The organism is Lentzea albida (assembly GCF_900111005.1).
Classification (GTDB): domain Bacteria; phylum Actinomycetota; class Actinomycetes; order Mycobacteriales; family Pseudonocardiaceae; genus Lentzea; species Lentzea albida.
Map to the genome: position 1 here is coordinate 614,877 of NZ_FOFV01000002.1, position 16,392 is coordinate 631,268.

Sequence of the window (16,392 nt, forward strand, 5' to 3'; positions counted from 1 at the left end):
CGGACCGTGGTCCGAGGCGGTTCGGCCGCACGCTCGTTAACGTCGTCGACGTGATCGCACGACTGCACCTCTACCTGGTCGACGTCACCGCCGCGGTGGTGATCGGCGTCCTCGTCGGCTACGCCATGGTGGAGCACCAGGACAGGTCGTGGTGGCTCGTCGTCCCCGGCACCCTCCTCGTCGCGCTGCCGGTCGCGGTCCGCCGGATCCGGCCCGTGACCGCCCTGGTGGTCAGCACGGTCGCCACGGCCGCGGTGGTGGTCGGCCAGGTGCTGCCGGCGGAGGCGCTGGGAGCCCCGGTCGGTGCGGTGTGCTTCGCGCTCTACACCGTGGCCGTGGACCGCTCGCGGACGTGGTCGCTCGCCGCCCTCGCGTTCGCCGTGGTCGTGATCGCGGGTGTCTCCGGCGGTGAACCCGAGAACGTGCTCGTCGTCCTCGCCGCGATGAGCGCCGTCTGGGTCATCGGGTACACGACCCGGATGCGACGCTCCTACTTCGAACGGGAGAGGGTGCGGCAGGGCGAGCAGGCCCTCTCCGACGAACGCCTGCGCATCGCGCGCGAACTGCACGACGTGGTGGCGCACAACCTGTCGCTGATCGCCGTGCAGGCGGGCAACGCCGCACACGTGCGCTCACCCGAACACGCCTACGAGGCGTTGCAGGTCATCTCGGACACGAGCCGTGCGGCCCTCACGGAGATGCGAGGGCTCCTGGGCGTGCTGCGCTCCGACGCCGACCTCGCCCCCTCCCCCGGCCTCGGCGGGCTCGCCGATCTGGCCGACCGCGCGTCGCTGGCGGGCGTGCGCGTGGCGCTGGAGGTCCGCGGCGACACCGCCGTGCCGGAGGGGATCGGGCTCTCCGCGTACCGGATCGTGCAGGAGGCGCTGACGAACGTCGTGAAGCACGCCGCCCCCGCGTCGTGCACGGTCCTGGTGGACGTGGCGCCGGAGGCCGTCCGCGTCGAGGTGGCGGACGACGGACCCGGGGTGAGGGAGCTGGGAGTGGGACACGGGTTGATCGGCATGCGCGAACGCGTGGCGGTGTACGGCGGCACGTTCAGCGCCGGCCCCGGTGACGGCGGCGGTTTCCGGGTGGTCGCGGAGCTGCCGGTCCGATGACGGGTGTGCTGATCGTCGACGACCAGGCGTTGCTGCGCGCCAGCTTCCGGCTGCTGGTCGACCACGAACCGGACCTGACCGTCGTGGGAGAGGCCGGCACGGGCGCGGAGGCCGTGGCGCTGGCTTCCTCCCTGAGGCCCGACGTCGTGCTGATGGACATCCGCATGCCGGAGATGGACGGCATCGAGGCCACGCGGCTGCTGGACGGGCCGCGCGTGCTCGTGCTGACCACGTTCGACCTCGACGAGTACGTCTTCGGCGCGTTGCGGGCCGGAGCGTCGGGCTTCCTGCTGAAGGACACGCCGCCCGCCGACCTGCTGGCCGCGATCCGCGTGGTGGCGTCCGGCGAGTCGCTGCTGTCGCCGACGGTCACGCGCCGCCTGATCGCCGAGTTCGTCCGGCGGCCCGCCCCGCCCGCGGTGCGCGGGCTGGACCGCCTGACCGAACGGGAGAAGGAGGTCCTGCTGCTGATCGCGCGCGGCCTGTCCAACGCGGAGATCATGGCCGAGCTGCACGTCAGCACCGGCACGGTGAAGACGCACATCGGGAACCTGCTGGCGAAGCTGCACGCGCGGGACCGGGCACAGCTCGTGATCGCGGCCTACGAGTCGGGACTGGTCCGCTAGATCTCGGCGTCGCGCAGGAGGCGGCCGTTCGCGTCGTAGGCCCGGATCCGCACGGAGCTGATCTTCTCCGGCACGAAGCAGGCGAAGACCTCCCCGTGCAACTCGGCTTCGACCACCTCGCCGCTCGGCAGCACGAGCTCGAGAACCGCGACCTCGGGAGCGACCCGTCCGACCTCGAGGCTGCCGCCCTCCCAGACCAGGCCCGTGCGACCGGCGACGTACTCGGCACCGGGCGCGCCGGCCTTGCCCTTCGACACGACGAACCCGTTGCCGTGGACGCTGCAGACGATCATCTCGTCGGGGGTGACGCCCGCCTCCACGACGCTGTCCCGCACCCGCCGCAGCATCCCGACCACGTATCCGGGCGGCCGCTCGCAGCTGCGGTCCGCCATGACCCGCATCGACTCGACCGACAGCGGTACCGGTGTTCCCGCGACGACGACCGGGTCCGCCACGTCGCGGGCGTAGGCCAGCGCGGTGACGACCCCCAGCGCTCCCAGCACGTGCCAGACACCCCTCATGCCCTTACCCCCGAGCAGGAGTCCAGAACGCCGAACCGCCCCGGCCGTGGGAAACGACCGGGGCGGTTCGGTTTCGAGCTGTACTACAGGTACGTGCCGGTGTTCGTGGCCGTGTCGATCGCGCGGCCCGTGTCCTGGTTCTTCCCGGTGACGAGCGTGCGGATGTAGACGATCCGCTCGCCCTTCTTGCCCGAGATGCGAGCCCAGTCGTCGGGGTTCGTCGTGTTCGGCAGGTCCTCGTTCTCGGCGAACTCGTCGAGGATGGCCGCCTGCAGGTGCCGGACGGAGAGTCCGGGCTGCTTGGTGTCGAGCAGCGACTTGATCGCCGCCTTCTTGGCCCTGTCGACGATGTTCTGGATCATGGCGCCGGAGTTGAAGTCCCGGAAGTACAGGACCTCCTTGTCACCGTTGGCGTAGGTGACCTCCAGGAACCGGTTGTCCTCGGACTCCTCGTACATGCGCTCCACGGTGTGCTGCACCATGCCCTCGATGCAGGCCTTCGGGTCCCCGCCGAACTCGGCGAGGTCGTCGGCGTGCAGCGGGAGGTTCGGAGTCAGGTACTTGTTGAAGATGTCCTTCGCGCCCTCGGCGTCGGGCCGCTCGATCTTGATCTTCACGTCGAGCCGGCCCGGGCGGAGGATCGCCGGGTCGATCATGTCCTCGCGGTTGGAGGCGCCGATGACGATGACGTTCTCCAGGCCCTCGACGCCGTCGATCTCGGCGAGGAGCTGGGGCACGATCGTCGTCTCGACGTCGGACGACACACCCGAACCACGGGTGCGGAAGATCGAGTCCATCTCGTCGAAGAACACGATCACGGGGGTGCCGTCGGACGCCTTCTCACGAGCCCGCTGGAAGATCAGGCGGATGTGCCGCTCGGTCTCACCGACGAACTTGTTGAGGAGCTCGGGGCCCTTGATGTTGAGGAAGTACGACTTCGCCTGCTTGTCGGTCTCGCCGCGGATCTCCCGCACCTTCTTGGCCAGCGAGTTCGCCACCGCCTTGGCGATGAGCGTCTTGCCGCAGCCGGGAGGGCCGTAGAGCAGCACGCCCTTGGGCGGGCGCAGCTCGTACTCGCGGAAGAGGTCGGCGTGCAGGAACGGCAGCTCCACGGCGTCGCGGATCTGCTCGATCTGCCGGGAGAGGCCACCGATGTCGTTGTAGTCGATGTCCGGGACCTCCTCGAGCACGAGGTCCTCGACCTCGGCCTTGGGGACCCGCTCGTAGGCGAAACCCGCCTTCGAGTCGACCAGCAGCGAGTCGCCCGGCTTCAGCGGCGAGTCGAGCAGCGGCTGGGCGAGCCAGACCACCCTCTCCTCGTCCGCGTGGCCGACGACCAGCGCACGCGCGATCGTGTCCTCACCGTCGTCGGTGAGCACCTCCCGCAACGCGCAGACCTCGCCGGAACGCTCGAACCCGCCGGCCTCGACGACCGTCAGCGCCTCGTTGAGGCGCACCGACTGGCCGTAGGCGATCTTCTCCGGCTCGACCGCGGGGGACACGGCCACCCGCATCCTGCGACCCGAGGTGAAGACGTCCACGGTCCCGTCGTCGTACCGCGCCATGAAGACGCCGTACCCGCTGGGCGGTTGCGCCAGCCGGTCGACTTCCTCACGCAGCGCGAGCAACTGGCTTCGTGCTTCGCGGAGGGTGTCTATGAGCTTCGTGTTTCGCTCGGTCAGCTGGCTGACGCGCTCTGTCGCCTCAGCCAGACGCTGCTCGAGCAACCGCGTGTGCCGCGGGGACTCGGTCAGCTTGCGACGCAACGACGCGATCTCGTCCTCGAGGAACCTGATCTGCGCTGTCAGCTCAGCAGAATTGTTGCCCTGGTTCAGCTCGCCACCCTCATCGGGTTGGCTGCCGGGATGACCGTGCTGCATGTCGGCACCCTCCTCCCGTGTTCGTACCGATTACGGTACCGGCGATCACCGACAAAATGGGGTACTCACAACATCATCTTCGCTCGTGTGACGCAACGGGACTGCCTCCAGAAGTGCTCGACTGCTCCATCTCGGTGCCCGGTTCGCCCGTCTACCCGCTACGGTGCGTCCCAGACACCACCACCGGCGTTTCGCACCACGACACGCCAGACGACCTGCGACAAGTCCGAGGAGAGGGTCATGGGAGCACCTGTGCGGGCACCCGGCCCCCACGCTCCGCGACCACCCTCGGGTGATCACGTGCACGCCTGGTGCGGCTCGCGCCCCGGCGACGGGCGGCGATCCGCCGTCGTCCCACCAGGTGGACCAGCGGTTGAGCCGTTCGGTGGTCACGCACCGCAACTCACTCCGTTCGTGCCCGTCCGAGGCCGTGCCCGAGAGGGCCTCCGGTGCGACCGGAGGGCGTGCGGCCAACCGGGTGGTTCCCCCGGCGCGACCGGCTCACCACACCGACAGCGCAGTGCATCGCACTCGATTCCCGGTGGAGTTGCCACAATCGTTATCAGACACGGCCTTCACACGCCCGGATCACCACTCAGGGCGTGTGCATAACCACTCGTGCGTGTCGATAGGCACCATTCGCCCGCGAGCCACAGGGCGAAGTACGACAATGTCCAGCGAAAGATCACCTCATCCGCATCGGGGGAGTTTCGATGACCTACCCGCCGCAGCAGCCAGGCCCCTACGGGCAGCAGCCGCCGCCCGGCGGGCCGTACGGGCAGCAGCCGCCGCAGCAGCCGGGTCAGGGCCAGCCGCAGCCCGGCTACGGGCAGCAGCCGCCTCCCGGATACGGCCAGCAGCCCGGTCAGTACGGCCAGCCGCAGCAGGACCCGTTCGGCCAGCAGGGCCCGCCCAGCGGCGGCTTCCAGCAGCAGGGCCAGTACGGCCAGCAGCCCGGTCAGCACGGTCAGCAGCCGTACGGCCAGCCAGGCCCCTACGGGCAGCAGCCCTACGGCCAGCCCGGCGGGTTCGGTGGTCCCCCGCCCCCGAAGAAGAGCAACACCGGCCTGATCATCGGTGTCGTCGTCGGCGTGCTGGTGCTCGTCGGCGGCGGCATCACGGCCGCGGTCCTGCTCTCCGGGAACAGCTCCAGCAGCTCGTCGACGGAGGCGGGCGGCAACTCGAGCAGCTCCGACGAGGCCGCCGAGGTCAAGAAGATCGCGGAGTCGTACTACGCCGCCGGCATCTCGGGTGACACGAGCAAGGCCAAGTCGATGGCCTGCCAGGAGGTCCTCGACGAGGCCAAGGAGGCGGAGAAGAAGCTGGAGAGCCTCACACCGGAGCAGCGCAAGCAGGCCGAGGAACTCGCCAAGCAGCTCAAGCCGGTGGTGAAGGTCAAGGACGCGACCGTGTCGGGCGACGAGGCGCTGGTCAAGATCAACATCTCCACGTCCATGGGTGGTCAGAGCTCGAGCGCCGACACCGAGGTCAAGTTCAAGAAGATCTCGGGCGACTGGAAGTTCTGCTCGCTCACCAAGGACATCAAGATTCCGACCACCAGGTGACCCGTCACCGCCGGATCCGTTCATCACCATCGGGGGAAGTTCCATGACCTACCCGCCGCAGCAGCCGGGGCCCCACGGCCAGCAGCCGCCGCAGCAGCCCGGCCACGGCCGGCAGCCGCAGCCGGGTCCCGGCCAGTACGGCCAGCAGCCGCCTCCCGGGTACGGCCAGCAGCCCGGCCAGTACGGCCAGCCGCAGCAGGACCCGTTCGGGCAGCAGGGCCCGCCGAGCGGCGGCTTCCAGCAGGCACCGCCCAGCGGTGGGTTCCCCCAGCAGGGCCAGTACGGCCAGCCCGGTCCCTACGGCCAGCAGCCCGGGTACGGCCAGCCCGGTCCGTACGGCCAGCCCGGCGGGTTCGGCGGTCCCCCGCCCAAGAAGAGCAACACCGGCCTGATCATCGGTGTCGTCGTCGGCGTGCTGGTGCTCGTCGGCGGTGGCGTCACGGCCGCCGTCCTGCTCTCCGGCGGCGACTCGAACAGCACCACCGCCGCGCCGACGTCCGCGAGTTCGGACTCCGGCGACTCGGACGGCGGCACGAAGCCGACCGCGCCGTCGTCGAAGAGCTCGTCGAGCGGCGGCGACAGCGCGGCGAAGGACGTCGCGGAGGAGTTCACCGACCGGGTCCTGAAGGGCGTCCGCGCGGGCACCAGCGACCCGAACGACATCAAGGACCTGGTGTGCACGGCGGAGTTCCCCAAGCTGAAGGCCCAGACGGCCGCGGCGAACCCGAGCGTCACCGCCACGGTCTCGGAGGTCAGGACGTCGGGGAGCACCGGCACGTTCCGGCAGAAGCTCACCGGGCTCGCCGATCCGGCCAACCCCGGCAAGGTCACGTCCGGCAGCATCATCTACAAGCTGTCGAAGGAAGGCAGCAAGTGGACGGTCTGCGGCATCGACAAGATCGAGGCCAACTGATCTGACGCGCGACGGCCCCGCACCTCCGGTGGAGGTGCGGGGCCGTCGTCGTGCTCAGCCCTTGCTGGGACGGCGCTGCGGCTTGGGAGCCGTCACGCCGGGGGCGAGCTTCCGCGCGGTCAGCAGGAACGCGGTGTGCGCGATCATCCGGTGCTCCGGGCGCACGGCGAGACCGACGACGTGCCACGGGCGGACGAGCGTCTCCCACGCGTGCGGCTCGGTCCAGCACGTCTGCTCGCGCAACGCCTCCGTGACCACGGACAACTGCGTGGTGGTGGCGACGTAGACGACCAGGACGCCGCCGGGGATGAGGTTCTCCGCGATCGTGGGCAGGACCTCCCACGGCGAGAGCATGTCGAGGATGACCCGGTCGACCTCGCCCTGGTGGTTCTTGACGTCGTCGACGGTGATCGACCAGTTGCCGGGGCGCTCGCCGAAGAACGTCTCGACGTTGCGGATGGCGTGGACGGCGTGGTCCTCGCGCACCTCGTAGGACTGGACGCTGCCCTTCTCGCCCACCGCGCGCAGCAGCGAGCACGACAACGCGCCGGAGCCGGCGCCCGCCTCCAGGACCCGCGCGCCCGGGAAGATGTCGCCGTACATGCAGATCTGCGCGGCGTCCTTGGGGTAGATGACCTGCGCGCCGCGCGGCATCGACAGCACGTAGTCCGGCAGCAGCGGGCGCAGCGCCAGGAAGTTCGTGCCGCCGACCGACTGCACCACGGACCCCTCCGGCTGCCCGAGCAGCAGGTCGTGCGGGATGGCGCCGCGGTGGGTGTGGTACTCCTTGCCGGGTTCGAGGACGACCGTGTAGTGCCGCCCCTTGGGGTCGGTCAGCTGTACCCGGTCACCCGGCTGGAACGGTCCACTTGCGCTAATCACCGCGCAATGGTGTCAAACGCCCTTCTCAATGGCCGCACGCAGGTCCTCCCTGCGCAGCACACCGGCCGGGCGGCCCTCCATGTCCACGACGAGGAACTGCCACGCGGCGGTCTCCTGGACCTGCTTCACGATCTCCTCGCCGGGCTCTCCGGCGAACAGCACGGTCTCCGGCCGGATCGGCTCCGCGGCCTGCTCGGCGGGCGCGAAGGGGCTGGCGGCGGCGAGCTTGCGCGCCAGTTCCGCGTCGAGCAGCCCGGCCGCCACCCCGTCCGCCCGCACCAGCACCACACCCCGGCCGGCCGACGTGCTCAGCGCGTCCGCGACGGGACTCTCCGCGGGCAGCTGGAGCACGGGCAGGATGAGGTCGTCGAGCGTCACACCGGCAGGCCACGTACGGCGCCGTTCCCCGGCAAGCTCACTCCTCGCACCAGCGACGACGCCCCACGCCGTGAGCACGCACACGCCGAACCGCAACCAACGGTCCTGTGCCCCCTCAGCAACGCCGTACAGCGCCCACACCACCAGCGCGATGGCCACGGCAATGCCACCGACCACGGCAACACGCGTACCCGTGGCCCGTTGCCCGGTAACGGCCCACACGCCGGCCCGCACGATCCGCCCGCCGTCCAACGGCAACCCGGGCAGCAGGTTGAAGATCGCGACGGCGGCGTTGGCGGCGGCGAGCTGGAACACCAGCACCCACACCACGCCGTGCTGCTCCATGACGGTCGCACCCACGCCGAAGACCGCCGCCAGCGCGATCGACACAAGAGGACCGGCCCCCGCGACCGCACCTTCGTGGCCGGGCTTGCCGGGCGTGCGCATGATCTCGGTGGACCCGCCGAGCAGGAACAGGTGCAGTCGCCTGACCGGCAACCCCAGCCGCAGCGCCGCGACGCAGTGCCCCAGCTCGTGGGCGAGCACGGAGACGCCGAGGAAGACGGCGAGCAACACCGCCATCAGCAACCCGACACCGGGCGGCGTGCCGGGAGCGAGGTCGTCGACGAACGGCGCGTAGAAGGCCACCACGATCGCCGAGCCGATCCACCACGACGGCGCGAGCAACACCGGGATGCCCGCCACCCGGAACAGCAGCAGGCCGCCCACTCGATCACTGGTCCGCGCGGCCACGGGAGCACTGTAGAGCGGTGGGTGTGATCTCGCGGTTCGGTGGCCGCCCATCCCCACTGCACATGCCTGCCTGGCCACACCGGCGCTCCCGGCACAACTGCTCTCTCCTCCGCGGCCCTCACCACCCCCGCTCAGGCGCCCTTTCCCGGCCACCCGGCCCCCCACTCCCCTCTCCCCCGTCCCCAGCGCCCTTCCCCACCACATCCGCCCCGCTCCCCCTCCCCCGCCGACACCCGCCGCCCCACCGCCCCGCGCAGGAATGTCAGACCCCTGTCCTAGGGTGCGAACCATGAGCACCACGTTGCGCAGGCCCGCGCTCTCGCCTTCCCGGGCAGGGGACTTCAAGCAGTGCCCGCTGCTCTACCGGTTCCGCGCGGTCGACCGGCTGCCGGAGAGGCCGACGAAGGCGCAGGTCCGCGGCACGGTGGTGCACGCGGTGCTCGAAGACCTGTTCGCACTGCCCGCCGCCGAGCGCGTGCCCGACCGCGCCCGTTCGATGATCACGCCGGCCTGGGAGCGCGTGAAGGCCGAACGCCCGGAGTTCGCCACGCTCTTCGAGGCCGAGGGCAGTGAGGAGGAGGCGGAGTGGCTGAGGTCCGCCACGAAGCTGCTGGACGGCTACTTCGGCCTCGAGGACCCGAGGCGCCTGGAGCCGGAGTCGCGCGAGCTGCTCGTCGAGTCCGAGCTGCCCTCCGGCGTGCTGCTGCGCGGCTACATCGACCGCGTGGACGTCGCCCCGACGGGTGAGATCCGCGTGGTCGACTACAAGACCGGCGCCGCGCCCCGCGAGATCGGCGAGGCGAAGGCGCTGTTCCAGATGAAGTTCTACGCGCTGGTGCTGTGGAAGCTGCGCGGCGTCGTCCCCCGCCAGCTGCGCCTGATGTACCTGGCCGACCGCCAGGCCCTCGCCTACACGCCGGACGAGGGCGAGCTGGCCCGCTTCGAGCGCACGCTCGACGCGATCTGGCAGGCCATCATGCGCGCGGCCCCGACCGGCGACTTCCGCCCGAACCCCAGCCGCCTGTGCGACTACTGCGACCACAAGGCCTTCTGCCCCGCGTTCGACGGCACGCCGCCGCCCTACCCCGGCTGGCCCGAGCCCGACGACACCGAGACCCTCCAGGACCGCGACTGATGCCGGCCTTCTACCTGCCGCTGGGCGACGACACGTTCCGCTCCACCGAACACACCGTCGGCCCGTGGGGCCCGGACAGCCAGCACCTGGGCCCGCCCTCCGCGCTGCTGGTGCGCGCTCTGCTGGGTCTGGGCAACCCGTCGTCGGCACTGGCCCGCGTCACGTTCGAGGTCCTCGGCCCGGTCCCGGTGGCCGACCTGACGGTGTCCACGTCGGTCGAACGCCCCGGCCGCTCCGTCGAGTTGCTGGCGGCAACGCTCTCCCACGAGGGCCGCGCAGTCCTGACGGCCCGTGCGTGGCGCATCGTCGGTGCGGACACCACGGCGGTGGCAGGCGGCGAGGTTCCGGCGATGGCACCGCCGGACATGGCTGTCCCGATGGAGGTCCCGGACCACTGGGGCGGCGGCTACCTGGCCGCCGTCGAGTGGCTCTCCCTGTCGGGCGGCATCTTCACTCCGGGCGACGCCCAGGTGTGGGCCCGCCCGAAGGTCGCCGTCGTCGAGGGTTTCGAGCCGACGCCGGAGGAACGCCTCTTCTCCGTCGTCGACTCGGCCAGCGGCGTCTCGTCCCGTGTGGACATCCGCAAGTGGTACGCCATCAACACGGACCTGACGGTCCACCTGCACCGCCGGCCCGTCGGCGAGTGGGTGGGCATGGACGCGCGGACGACCATCGGGCCGGACGGGGTCGGACTCGCGACCAGCGTCGTGCACGACGCGGAGGGGCCGGTGGGCACGACGGCGCAGGCGCTGTTCGTGCGCGAGCGCTGACGAGCACCACTCGTCCTGCCGCTCGCCTCCCACGACGGAAGGCGCGTAGCGTCAACGGGACTGTGAAGAGGTTCGCGAACCGGCAGGAAGCGGGCCGCGCCCTGGCAGCGCGACTCGCCGCTCGCCCCTGGCACGACCCGCTGGTCCTGGGCCTGCCCCGAGGCGGTGTCCCGGTCGCGCGGGAGGTGGCGAGCCGCCTCGAAGCCGAACTCGACGTCGTCGTCGCACGCAAGATCGGCGCGCCAGGGCACCCCGAGTACGGCGTGGGAGCGGTGACGGCCGACAGCGAGCCGATCTACGACCCGAGGGCGCTCCGAGCGCTGAACCTCACCGAGGAACAACTGGGCCGCACCTGCGACGAAGAGCGCAAAGAGGCACAGCGGCGCACGCTCCTCTACCGCGGCGCCAAGCCGCTCACCATTGAGAACCGCGACGTCATCCTCGTGGACGACGGCCTGGCCACCGGAGTCACCGCGCGGGCGGCACTGCTCTGGATCGCCCAGCGCGCACCGAAGAGCGTCACCCTGGCCGTGCCCGTGGCCGCCCGGGAGTCGCTCAGGACGTTCAGCACCCCGGTGGTCGCCGTCCTGACGCCGAAGCACTTCCAGTCCGTGAGCCGCTGGTACGAGAGCTTCGATCAGACCACGGACGACGAGGTGCTCAGCGCGCTCTCGAAGTGGGAGACCACCGGGAACGGCGAGTAGAAGCGGTGCAGCAGCGACGACCACCGCTCGTAGGACGGCCCCTGCCGGAACCCGACCTCGTGCGCCTCGACCGAGTCCCAGCGCACGAGCAGCAGGTAGCGCGACGGCGTTTCCAGGCACCGCAGCAGTTCGAGGCCGTGGAAGCCCGGCGAGGCGGAGATCAGCTCCCGCGCCTCGCCGAACGCCCACTCGAAGTCCTGCTCGGAGCCCGGCAGGACGTCGAGCAGGGCGTGCTCCGTGATCACAGGCGGCAGAACCGGATGTCCGAGGCCAGCACGGCCTTGGCGCCGATGGCGGCCAGCTCGTCCATCACCTTGTTCGCCTCCTTGCGCGACACCATCGCCCGCACGGCCGCCCAGTCCGGGTTGGCCAGCGGCGCGACCGTCGGTGACTCCAGGCCCGGGGTGAGGGCCACGGCGGCGTCGAGGATCGAACGCGGGCAGTCGTAGTCGAGCATCAGGTACTGCTGCGCGAACACGACGCCCTGCAGGCGGGCGGTGAGCTGCTTCTTGGCCGCCGTGAGCTCCGAGCCGTTGCGGTGGATGAGGACCGCCTCCGACTCGCAGATCGGCTCGCCGAACGGCACTAGGTCGTGCTGGCGCAGGGTGCGGCCGGAGCCCACCACGTCGGCGATCAGGTCGGCCACGCCCAGCTGGATCGAGATCTCGACGGCGCCGTCGAGGCGGATCACCTTCGCGGTGATGCCGCGGGCCTTGAGGTCGCGGCCGACGAGCTTCGGGTACGCCGTGGCGAGGCGCTTGCCCTCCAGGTCCTCGACCTTCCAGTCGGTGCCGCGGGGGCCCGCGTAGCGGAAGGTCGACGAGCCGAAGCCCAGTGCCAGCAGCTCCTCGACGGAGGAACCGTTGTCGTCGGCGCCCGAGTCGGCGGCCAGGTCGCGGCCGGTGATGCCGAGGTCCAGGTCGCCGGACGCCACGTAGATCGCGATGTCCTTGGGGCGCAGGAAGAAGAACTCGACCTCGTTGTTGTTGTCGAGCACGGTGAGGTCGCGGGGCTCGTGCCGCTGCCGGTAACCGGCCTCGGTGAGCATGGCGGAGGCGCGTTCGGCGAGCGCGCCCTTGTTCGGGACTGCTACGCGCAGCATGTGGAGGTCTTTTCCGTCAGAGGTACTTGTACACGTCTTCGAGGGTGAGCCCACGGCCCAGCATGAGCACCTGGAGGCGGTAGAGCAGCTGCGAGATCTCTTCGGAGAGCTTCTCGTCGGACTCGTACTCGGCGGCGATCCAGACCTCGCCCGCCTCCTCCAGGACCTTCTTGCCCTGCGCATGGACCCCGGCCTCGAGCGCGGCGACGGTGCCGGAACCTTCCGGCTTGGTGGCGGCTCGTTCGGTCAGTTCAGCGAACAGGGAATCGAAGGTCTTCACGGCTCCACATCCTCCCATCCCGGCGACCCCCGTCCACACCGCGGTCGCATCTGTCCCAGGCGGTGGACGTGATCTGTCCTGCATGGACACCCGGTAGCGTGAATTCCCGTGTCCGAATTCGCGGAGGTCCTGCACGCGCTGCGCCGGGTGCGCGGAATCAACCCGTTCTTCGCGCTCGACGTGGGGCGTCCGAACGAGTCCTGGTTGCCGGGAACGGCACTGCTGGAGGGCCCGGCGCTCAAAACCACGATCGACGCCATCGCGAACCGGTACAAGGCCGACGAACCCCGTGTCGCGGCGAGCCTGTTCTTCCTCAGCTACACGGCGCGGCTGCTCAGCCCGCTGACGGCCGCGAACCTGCCCATCGACGTCCGCCCCGAGAACCTGTGGTGGCGGCACGATCCCGCGAACGGCCTGAGCGTCCGGATCGACGAGCCGCGGCTGGGCCCGCCGGCCGCCGAGGCGCTCGCACCCGTGGTGGAGGCCGTCCAGGCGGTCGCCCCGGTGGCGACCGGATTGTTGTGGGGCAACGCGATGTCCAACATCGCGGGGGCGCTGAAAATGGTTGTGCGCGCACGCATGCTCACGGCGGAAGAAGCGGAAGAACGGGGCGAACTGCTCATGAGCGCGCCGCCGTTCGAACAGGCGGGGCAATTTCTGAGCTTTCCCGGCGAGCTCGGTTTCCGGCGCAGGAGCTGCTGCCTGTACTACCGCGTCGCCGCAGGTGGGAAGTGCGGCGACTGCCCACTCGTGAAGTGAGGAACGCAACAACTCTTATGGCCGGTTGTGCTTAACGGGCCGATCAACTTACGGTGCACGCGCCGCAGTGACGGGAAGCCGGTGGAAATCCGGCGCGGTCCTCGCCACTGTGACCGGGAAGCGATCCCCGCCGAGCACGTCACTGGTCCCCGCCGGGACTGGGAAGACGCGGGGGCAGCGTTGATCCGGGAGTCAGGAGACCGGCTGCGGCGCCGCAAGGAGAGTTGACCTTCCACGAGGTATGGAGGAGCCCGTCATGACGAGCCCCGCAGCAAGCCTGTCCGCCGTCCGCGTGCCCAAATGGGCCTTCGCCGTCTCACTGCTCGGCCTGATCGTCACCTACCTGGTCCTGCAGGAGAACGGCCTCGCGCTCGGCGCGGGATCCGAGTTGCTGCACGAGTTCTTCCACGACGGCCGCCACGCCCTCGGCGTCCCCTGCCACTGATCCGCCGATCACGCAGATGACGACGTACAAGTCCATCGCACTGCGCGGGATCGCGGCCGGCGGCATCGCCGGTGTCGCGTCCGCGCTGGTGCAGCTCCTGGTGACCGAGATCCCGATCCGAGCGGCGCTCGCGGTCGAGGAGGCTCGCGCGCCCGCCGGTGAAGAGGCCGGCCACTCCCACGGCGGCGAGGGCGAGCTGGTCAGCCGCGGCGCCCAGGTCGTCGGCGGCATGCTCGGCGTGGTGATCGTCGGCATCGCGGTCGGCCTGGTGTTCGCCACGGCCTACGCGCTGTCGAAGCGCTGGTTCTCCGGCAGCACGCCGTTCACCCGCAGCGCCACGTTCGGTGCCGCGGTGTTCGGTGCCGTGGCGCTGCTGCCGTGGCTGAAGTACCCGGCCAACCCGCCCGCGGTGGGCGACCCGGAGACGGTGAACTACCGCACCGCGCTCTACCTGGGCGTGGTGGTCGCGGGCCTGGTGATCGTCTGGGGTGCCAGCCTGCTCGCCGAGCAGCTGCGCGCGCAGTCGCAGCCGGTGCGCGCCACGGCCGTGCTGCTCGCCGTGGCCGCGGCCACGGCGGTGGTGCTGCTGGCGTTCCCCGCACCGCCGGACACGATCCCGGCGGACATGCCGGTGACCGTGCTGTGGCAGTTCCGCCTCAGCTCGCTCGCCCAGCTGGCCACGCTCTACGTCGGCATCGGCGTGGTGTTCGGCCTGCTGGTGGACCCGGCCACGCGCAAGGCGAAGACGCCCGCCGCCGCGCTTTAGAGCGCGCGCAGCACGTCGAGGTCGACGCCGGTGAGGGAGTCGCGGAAGATCCGCCGCTCCCCCGCCGGCACCTCGACGTCGCAGGGCACCACGAGCACGGTGCACCCGGCGGCCACCGCGGCCGCGACACCGGTCGGCGAGTCCTCGACCGCGACACAACGCGAGGCGTCCACGCCCAGCAGCCGCGCCGCCTTCAGGTAAGGCTCGGGCAGCGGCTTGTTCAGCCCGTCCACCTCGTCGCCGCACACGGTCACGTCGAACAGGTCCCGGCCGATCGTGTCCAGCGCGACCTCGGTCAGCCCGCGCTCGGTGGACGTCACCAACGCCATCGGCACGCCGGAGGACCGCACCGCGCGCAACGCCTCCTGGGCACCCGGACGCCACGGCAGACCGGCGCGGAAGACCTCCTCGGTGCGGCGCAGGATCCACGCGGCTCCGTCGGCCATGTCGGCCTCGGTCGGCTCGATGCCGACGTCGCCGAACAACAGGCGCATCGTGGTGGGCACGTTGCTGCCGACCATGCGCTCGCGGGTCTCGACGCTCAGCACGCCGCCGAGCTTCTCCGCGTACTCGTAGAGCGGGATGTCCCACAGCTTCTCGGAGTCGAGCAGCGTGCCGTCCATGTCCCACAGCACGGCCTGCAAGTCAGACATCGAAGTACTCCGCCTCCGGGTGGTGCGCCACGAAGGCGTCGGTGGTGTTCCGGCGGCGACGGTGCCGCCCGAGGGCCCCACTCACGATACGTGGTTGCGCCGGACGGCTGCGACAACGCCGCTCACCAGCGCTTTCCGCGAGGGCGGCGCTTCGTGATCACGCATGGGCCAAGCCTACGATGAGTTGACCGGGGGAGGCCGTAGTCTGGCGCCGTGAACGATCCGTCCCAGGAATCCCCGACCCCCTCGAACCCGCGTGTTCCGCTCACGAGTCCGATCATGGTCTGCGCCTTCGAAGGCTGGAACGACGCAGGCGACGCCGCGAGCACCGCGATCGAGCACCTCCAACTCACCTGGGACGCCACCCCGCTCGCCGAGATCGACCCGGACGACTACTACGACTTCCAGGTGACGCGCCCGACCGTCCGCATGGTCGACGGCGTCACGCGCAGGGTCGACTGGCCGACGACGCGGCTGTCGGTGTGCCGGCCTCCCGGTTCGGACGTGGACGTGATCCTCGTGCACGGCATCGAGCCGAACATGCGGTGGCGCAAGTTCGCCGCCGAGCTGCTGGGCCACATCGACGCCCTCGGGGTGACGACCGTCGTGACGCTGGGCGCGCTGCTGATGGACACGCCCCACACCCGTCCGGTCCCGGTCACCGGCACGGCCTACGACCCGGACGCCGCCGAGAGGTTCGGCCTGGAGCACTCGAAGTACGAGGGCCCGACCGGCATCGTCGGCGTGTTCCAGGACGCGTGCGTGCAGGCGGGCATCCCGGCGATCTCGTTCTGGGCGGCCGTCCCGCACTACGTGTCGCAGCCGCCCTCCCCCAAGGCCACGCTGGCCCTGCTGCACCGCGTGGAGGAGGTCCTCGACATCGAGGTGCCGCTCGGCGCGCTGCCCGAGCAGGCCGAGGAGTGGGAGCGCACGGTCTCCGAGATGGCCGACGAGGACGAGGACGTGCGCAACTACGTCCGCGCCCTCGAGGAACGCGGTGACGCGGCCATGCAGATCACCGAGGCGTCCGGCGACGACATCGCCGCGGAGTTCGAGCGCTACCTGCGCCGCCGCGGTCGTGGGCCGGGCTGGCCGTCCGCCGGTCCTCGCTAGCTCGACGCAGGTCAGGAGCCGTTCCGGTC

The 16,392-nt window shown here is 70.7% G+C and carries 19 protein-coding genes and 1 riboswitch; of the genes, 11 read left to right on the top strand and 8 right to left on the bottom strand.

What is annotated here, in order from left to right:
- The first annotated feature begins 50 nt into the window (after positions 1–50).
- Both BMY74_RS08265 and BMY74_RS08270 read left to right on the top strand, forming a co-directional pair.
- Entirely contained in the window at positions 51–1,118 is a 1,068-nt protein-coding gene (locus BMY74_RS08265) for a sensor histidine kinase (protein ID WP_245785977.1), read from the top strand.
- Positions 1,115–1,744: a response regulator gene (locus BMY74_RS08270; protein ID WP_089912052.1), complete on the top strand. Its 630-nt coding sequence runs from the start codon at positions 1,115–1,117 to the stop codon at positions 1,742–1,744. Before BMY74_RS08265 ends, BMY74_RS08270 begins: the two co-directional genes overlap by 4 nt.
- Here BMY74_RS08270 and BMY74_RS08275 read toward each other — a convergent pair.
- Both BMY74_RS08275 and arc read right to left on the bottom strand, forming a co-directional pair.
- A complete protein-coding gene (locus tag BMY74_RS08275) occupies positions 1,741–2,265 on the bottom strand; it encodes a hypothetical protein (RefSeq protein WP_089912055.1) in 525 nt (174 codons plus the stop codon). The two genes, BMY74_RS08270 and BMY74_RS08275, sit on opposite strands and share 4 nt — an antisense overlap.
- Positions 2,266–2,348: 83 nt before the next feature.
- A complete protein-coding gene (arc, locus tag BMY74_RS08280; RefSeq protein ID WP_089912058.1) occupies positions 2,349–4,145 on the bottom strand; it encodes a proteasome ATPase in 1,797 nt (598 codons plus the stop codon).
- Between the two features lie 713 nt (positions 4,146–4,858).
- Between arc and BMY74_RS44885 the strand changes: the two genes are divergently transcribed.
- Entirely contained in the window at positions 4,859–5,710 is an 852-nt protein-coding gene (locus BMY74_RS44885) for an Rv0361 family membrane protein (RefSeq protein ID WP_177229631.1), read from the top strand.
- Between the two features lie 43 nt (positions 5,711–5,753).
- Entirely contained in the window at positions 5,754–6,623 is an 870-nt protein-coding gene (locus tag BMY74_RS08290; RefSeq protein ID WP_089912059.1) for a hypothetical protein, read from the top strand.
- A 54-nt stretch (positions 6,624–6,677) separates the two neighbouring features.
- Here BMY74_RS08290 and BMY74_RS08295 read toward each other — a convergent pair whose 3' ends face one another.
- Together BMY74_RS08295 and BMY74_RS08300 are read right to left on the bottom strand one after the other, a co-directional pair.
- On the bottom strand, positions 6,678–7,502 hold the full coding sequence (locus BMY74_RS08295) for a tRNA (adenine-N1)-methyltransferase (protein WP_218159576.1): 825 nt from the start codon (positions 7,500–7,502) through the stop codon (positions 6,678–6,680).
- A 15-nt stretch (positions 7,503–7,517) separates the two neighbouring features.
- A complete protein-coding gene (locus tag BMY74_RS08300; protein WP_089912064.1) occupies positions 7,518–8,636 on the bottom strand; it encodes a site-2 protease family protein in 1,119 nt (372 codons plus the stop codon).
- A gap of 259 nt (positions 8,637–8,895) precedes the next feature.
- Here BMY74_RS08300 and BMY74_RS08305 point away from each other — a divergent pair, with 259 nt between their 5' ends.
- From BMY74_RS08305 to BMY74_RS08315, 3 genes are all read left to right on the top strand, one after another.
- Positions 8,896–9,771, top strand: coding sequence for a RecB family exonuclease (locus tag BMY74_RS08305; RefSeq protein WP_089912067.1), 876 nt, complete (start codon positions 8,896–8,898; stop codon positions 9,769–9,771).
- Positions 9,768–10,541: a thioesterase family protein gene (locus BMY74_RS08310; RefSeq protein WP_177229646.1), complete on the top strand. Its 774-nt coding sequence runs from the start codon at positions 9,768–9,770 to the stop codon at positions 10,539–10,541. Before BMY74_RS08305 ends, BMY74_RS08310 begins: the two co-directional genes overlap by 4 nt.
- A gap of 62 nt (positions 10,542–10,603) precedes the next feature.
- Complete coding sequence (locus BMY74_RS08315) at positions 10,604–11,245, top strand: phosphoribosyltransferase (protein WP_089912073.1); 642 nt, start codon at positions 10,604–10,606, stop codon at positions 11,243–11,245.
- Here BMY74_RS08315 and BMY74_RS08320 read toward each other — a convergent pair.
- Genes BMY74_RS08320 through BMY74_RS08330 form a run of 3 tightly spaced genes read right to left on the bottom strand, consistent with a single transcriptional unit; the run spans position 11,179 to position 12,627 of the window.
- Entirely contained in the window at positions 11,179–11,490 is a 312-nt protein-coding gene (locus tag BMY74_RS08320; protein ID WP_089912076.1) for an antibiotic biosynthesis monooxygenase family protein, read from the bottom strand. The genes BMY74_RS08315 and BMY74_RS08320 overlap by 67 nt on opposite strands.
- Entirely contained in the window at positions 11,487–12,347 is an 861-nt protein-coding gene (hisG, locus tag BMY74_RS08325; RefSeq protein WP_089912080.1) for an ATP phosphoribosyltransferase, read from the bottom strand. Before hisG ends, BMY74_RS08320 begins: the two co-directional genes overlap by 4 nt.
- 16 nt (positions 12,348–12,363) lie before the next feature.
- Positions 12,364–12,627: a phosphoribosyl-ATP diphosphatase gene (locus BMY74_RS08330; protein ID WP_089912086.1), complete on the bottom strand. Its 264-nt coding sequence runs from the start codon at positions 12,625–12,627 to the stop codon at positions 12,364–12,366.
- A 108-nt stretch (positions 12,628–12,735) separates the two neighbouring features.
- On the opposite strand from BMY74_RS08330, the gene BMY74_RS08335 reads away from it, so the two are divergent.
- The 3 genes from BMY74_RS08335 (at position 12,736) to BMY74_RS08345 (ending at position 14,597) form a co-directional block, all read left to right on the top strand.
- On the top strand, positions 12,736–13,386 hold the full coding sequence (locus tag BMY74_RS08335; protein ID WP_089912090.1) for a (2Fe-2S)-binding protein: 651 nt from the start codon (positions 12,736–12,738) through the stop codon (positions 13,384–13,386).
- 48 nt (positions 13,387–13,434) lie between these two features.
- A riboswitch (cobalamin riboswitch) is annotated at positions 13,435–13,609 on the top strand.
- A 33-nt stretch (positions 13,610–13,642) separates the two neighbouring features.
- Positions 13,643–13,831, top strand: a complete 189-nt coding sequence (locus tag BMY74_RS08340) for a CbtB domain-containing protein (RefSeq protein WP_177229632.1) — start codon at positions 13,643–13,645, stop codon at positions 13,829–13,831.
- A gap of 16 nt (positions 13,832–13,847) precedes the next feature.
- A complete protein-coding gene (locus tag BMY74_RS08345) occupies positions 13,848–14,597 on the top strand; it encodes a CbtA family protein (RefSeq protein WP_089912096.1) in 750 nt (249 codons plus the stop codon).
- Here BMY74_RS08345 and BMY74_RS08350 read toward each other — a convergent pair.
- On the bottom strand, positions 14,594–15,250 hold the full coding sequence (locus BMY74_RS08350) for an HAD family hydrolase (protein WP_089912100.1): 657 nt from the start codon (positions 15,248–15,250) through the stop codon (positions 14,594–14,596). The two genes, BMY74_RS08345 and BMY74_RS08350, sit on opposite strands and share 4 nt — an antisense overlap.
- A 213-nt stretch (positions 15,251–15,463) precedes the next feature.
- Between BMY74_RS08350 and BMY74_RS08355 the strand changes: the two genes are divergently transcribed.
- A complete protein-coding gene (locus BMY74_RS08355) occupies positions 15,464–16,363 on the top strand; it encodes a PAC2 family protein (RefSeq protein WP_089912103.1) in 900 nt (299 codons plus the stop codon).
- Positions 16,364–16,392: the final 29 nt, after the last annotated feature.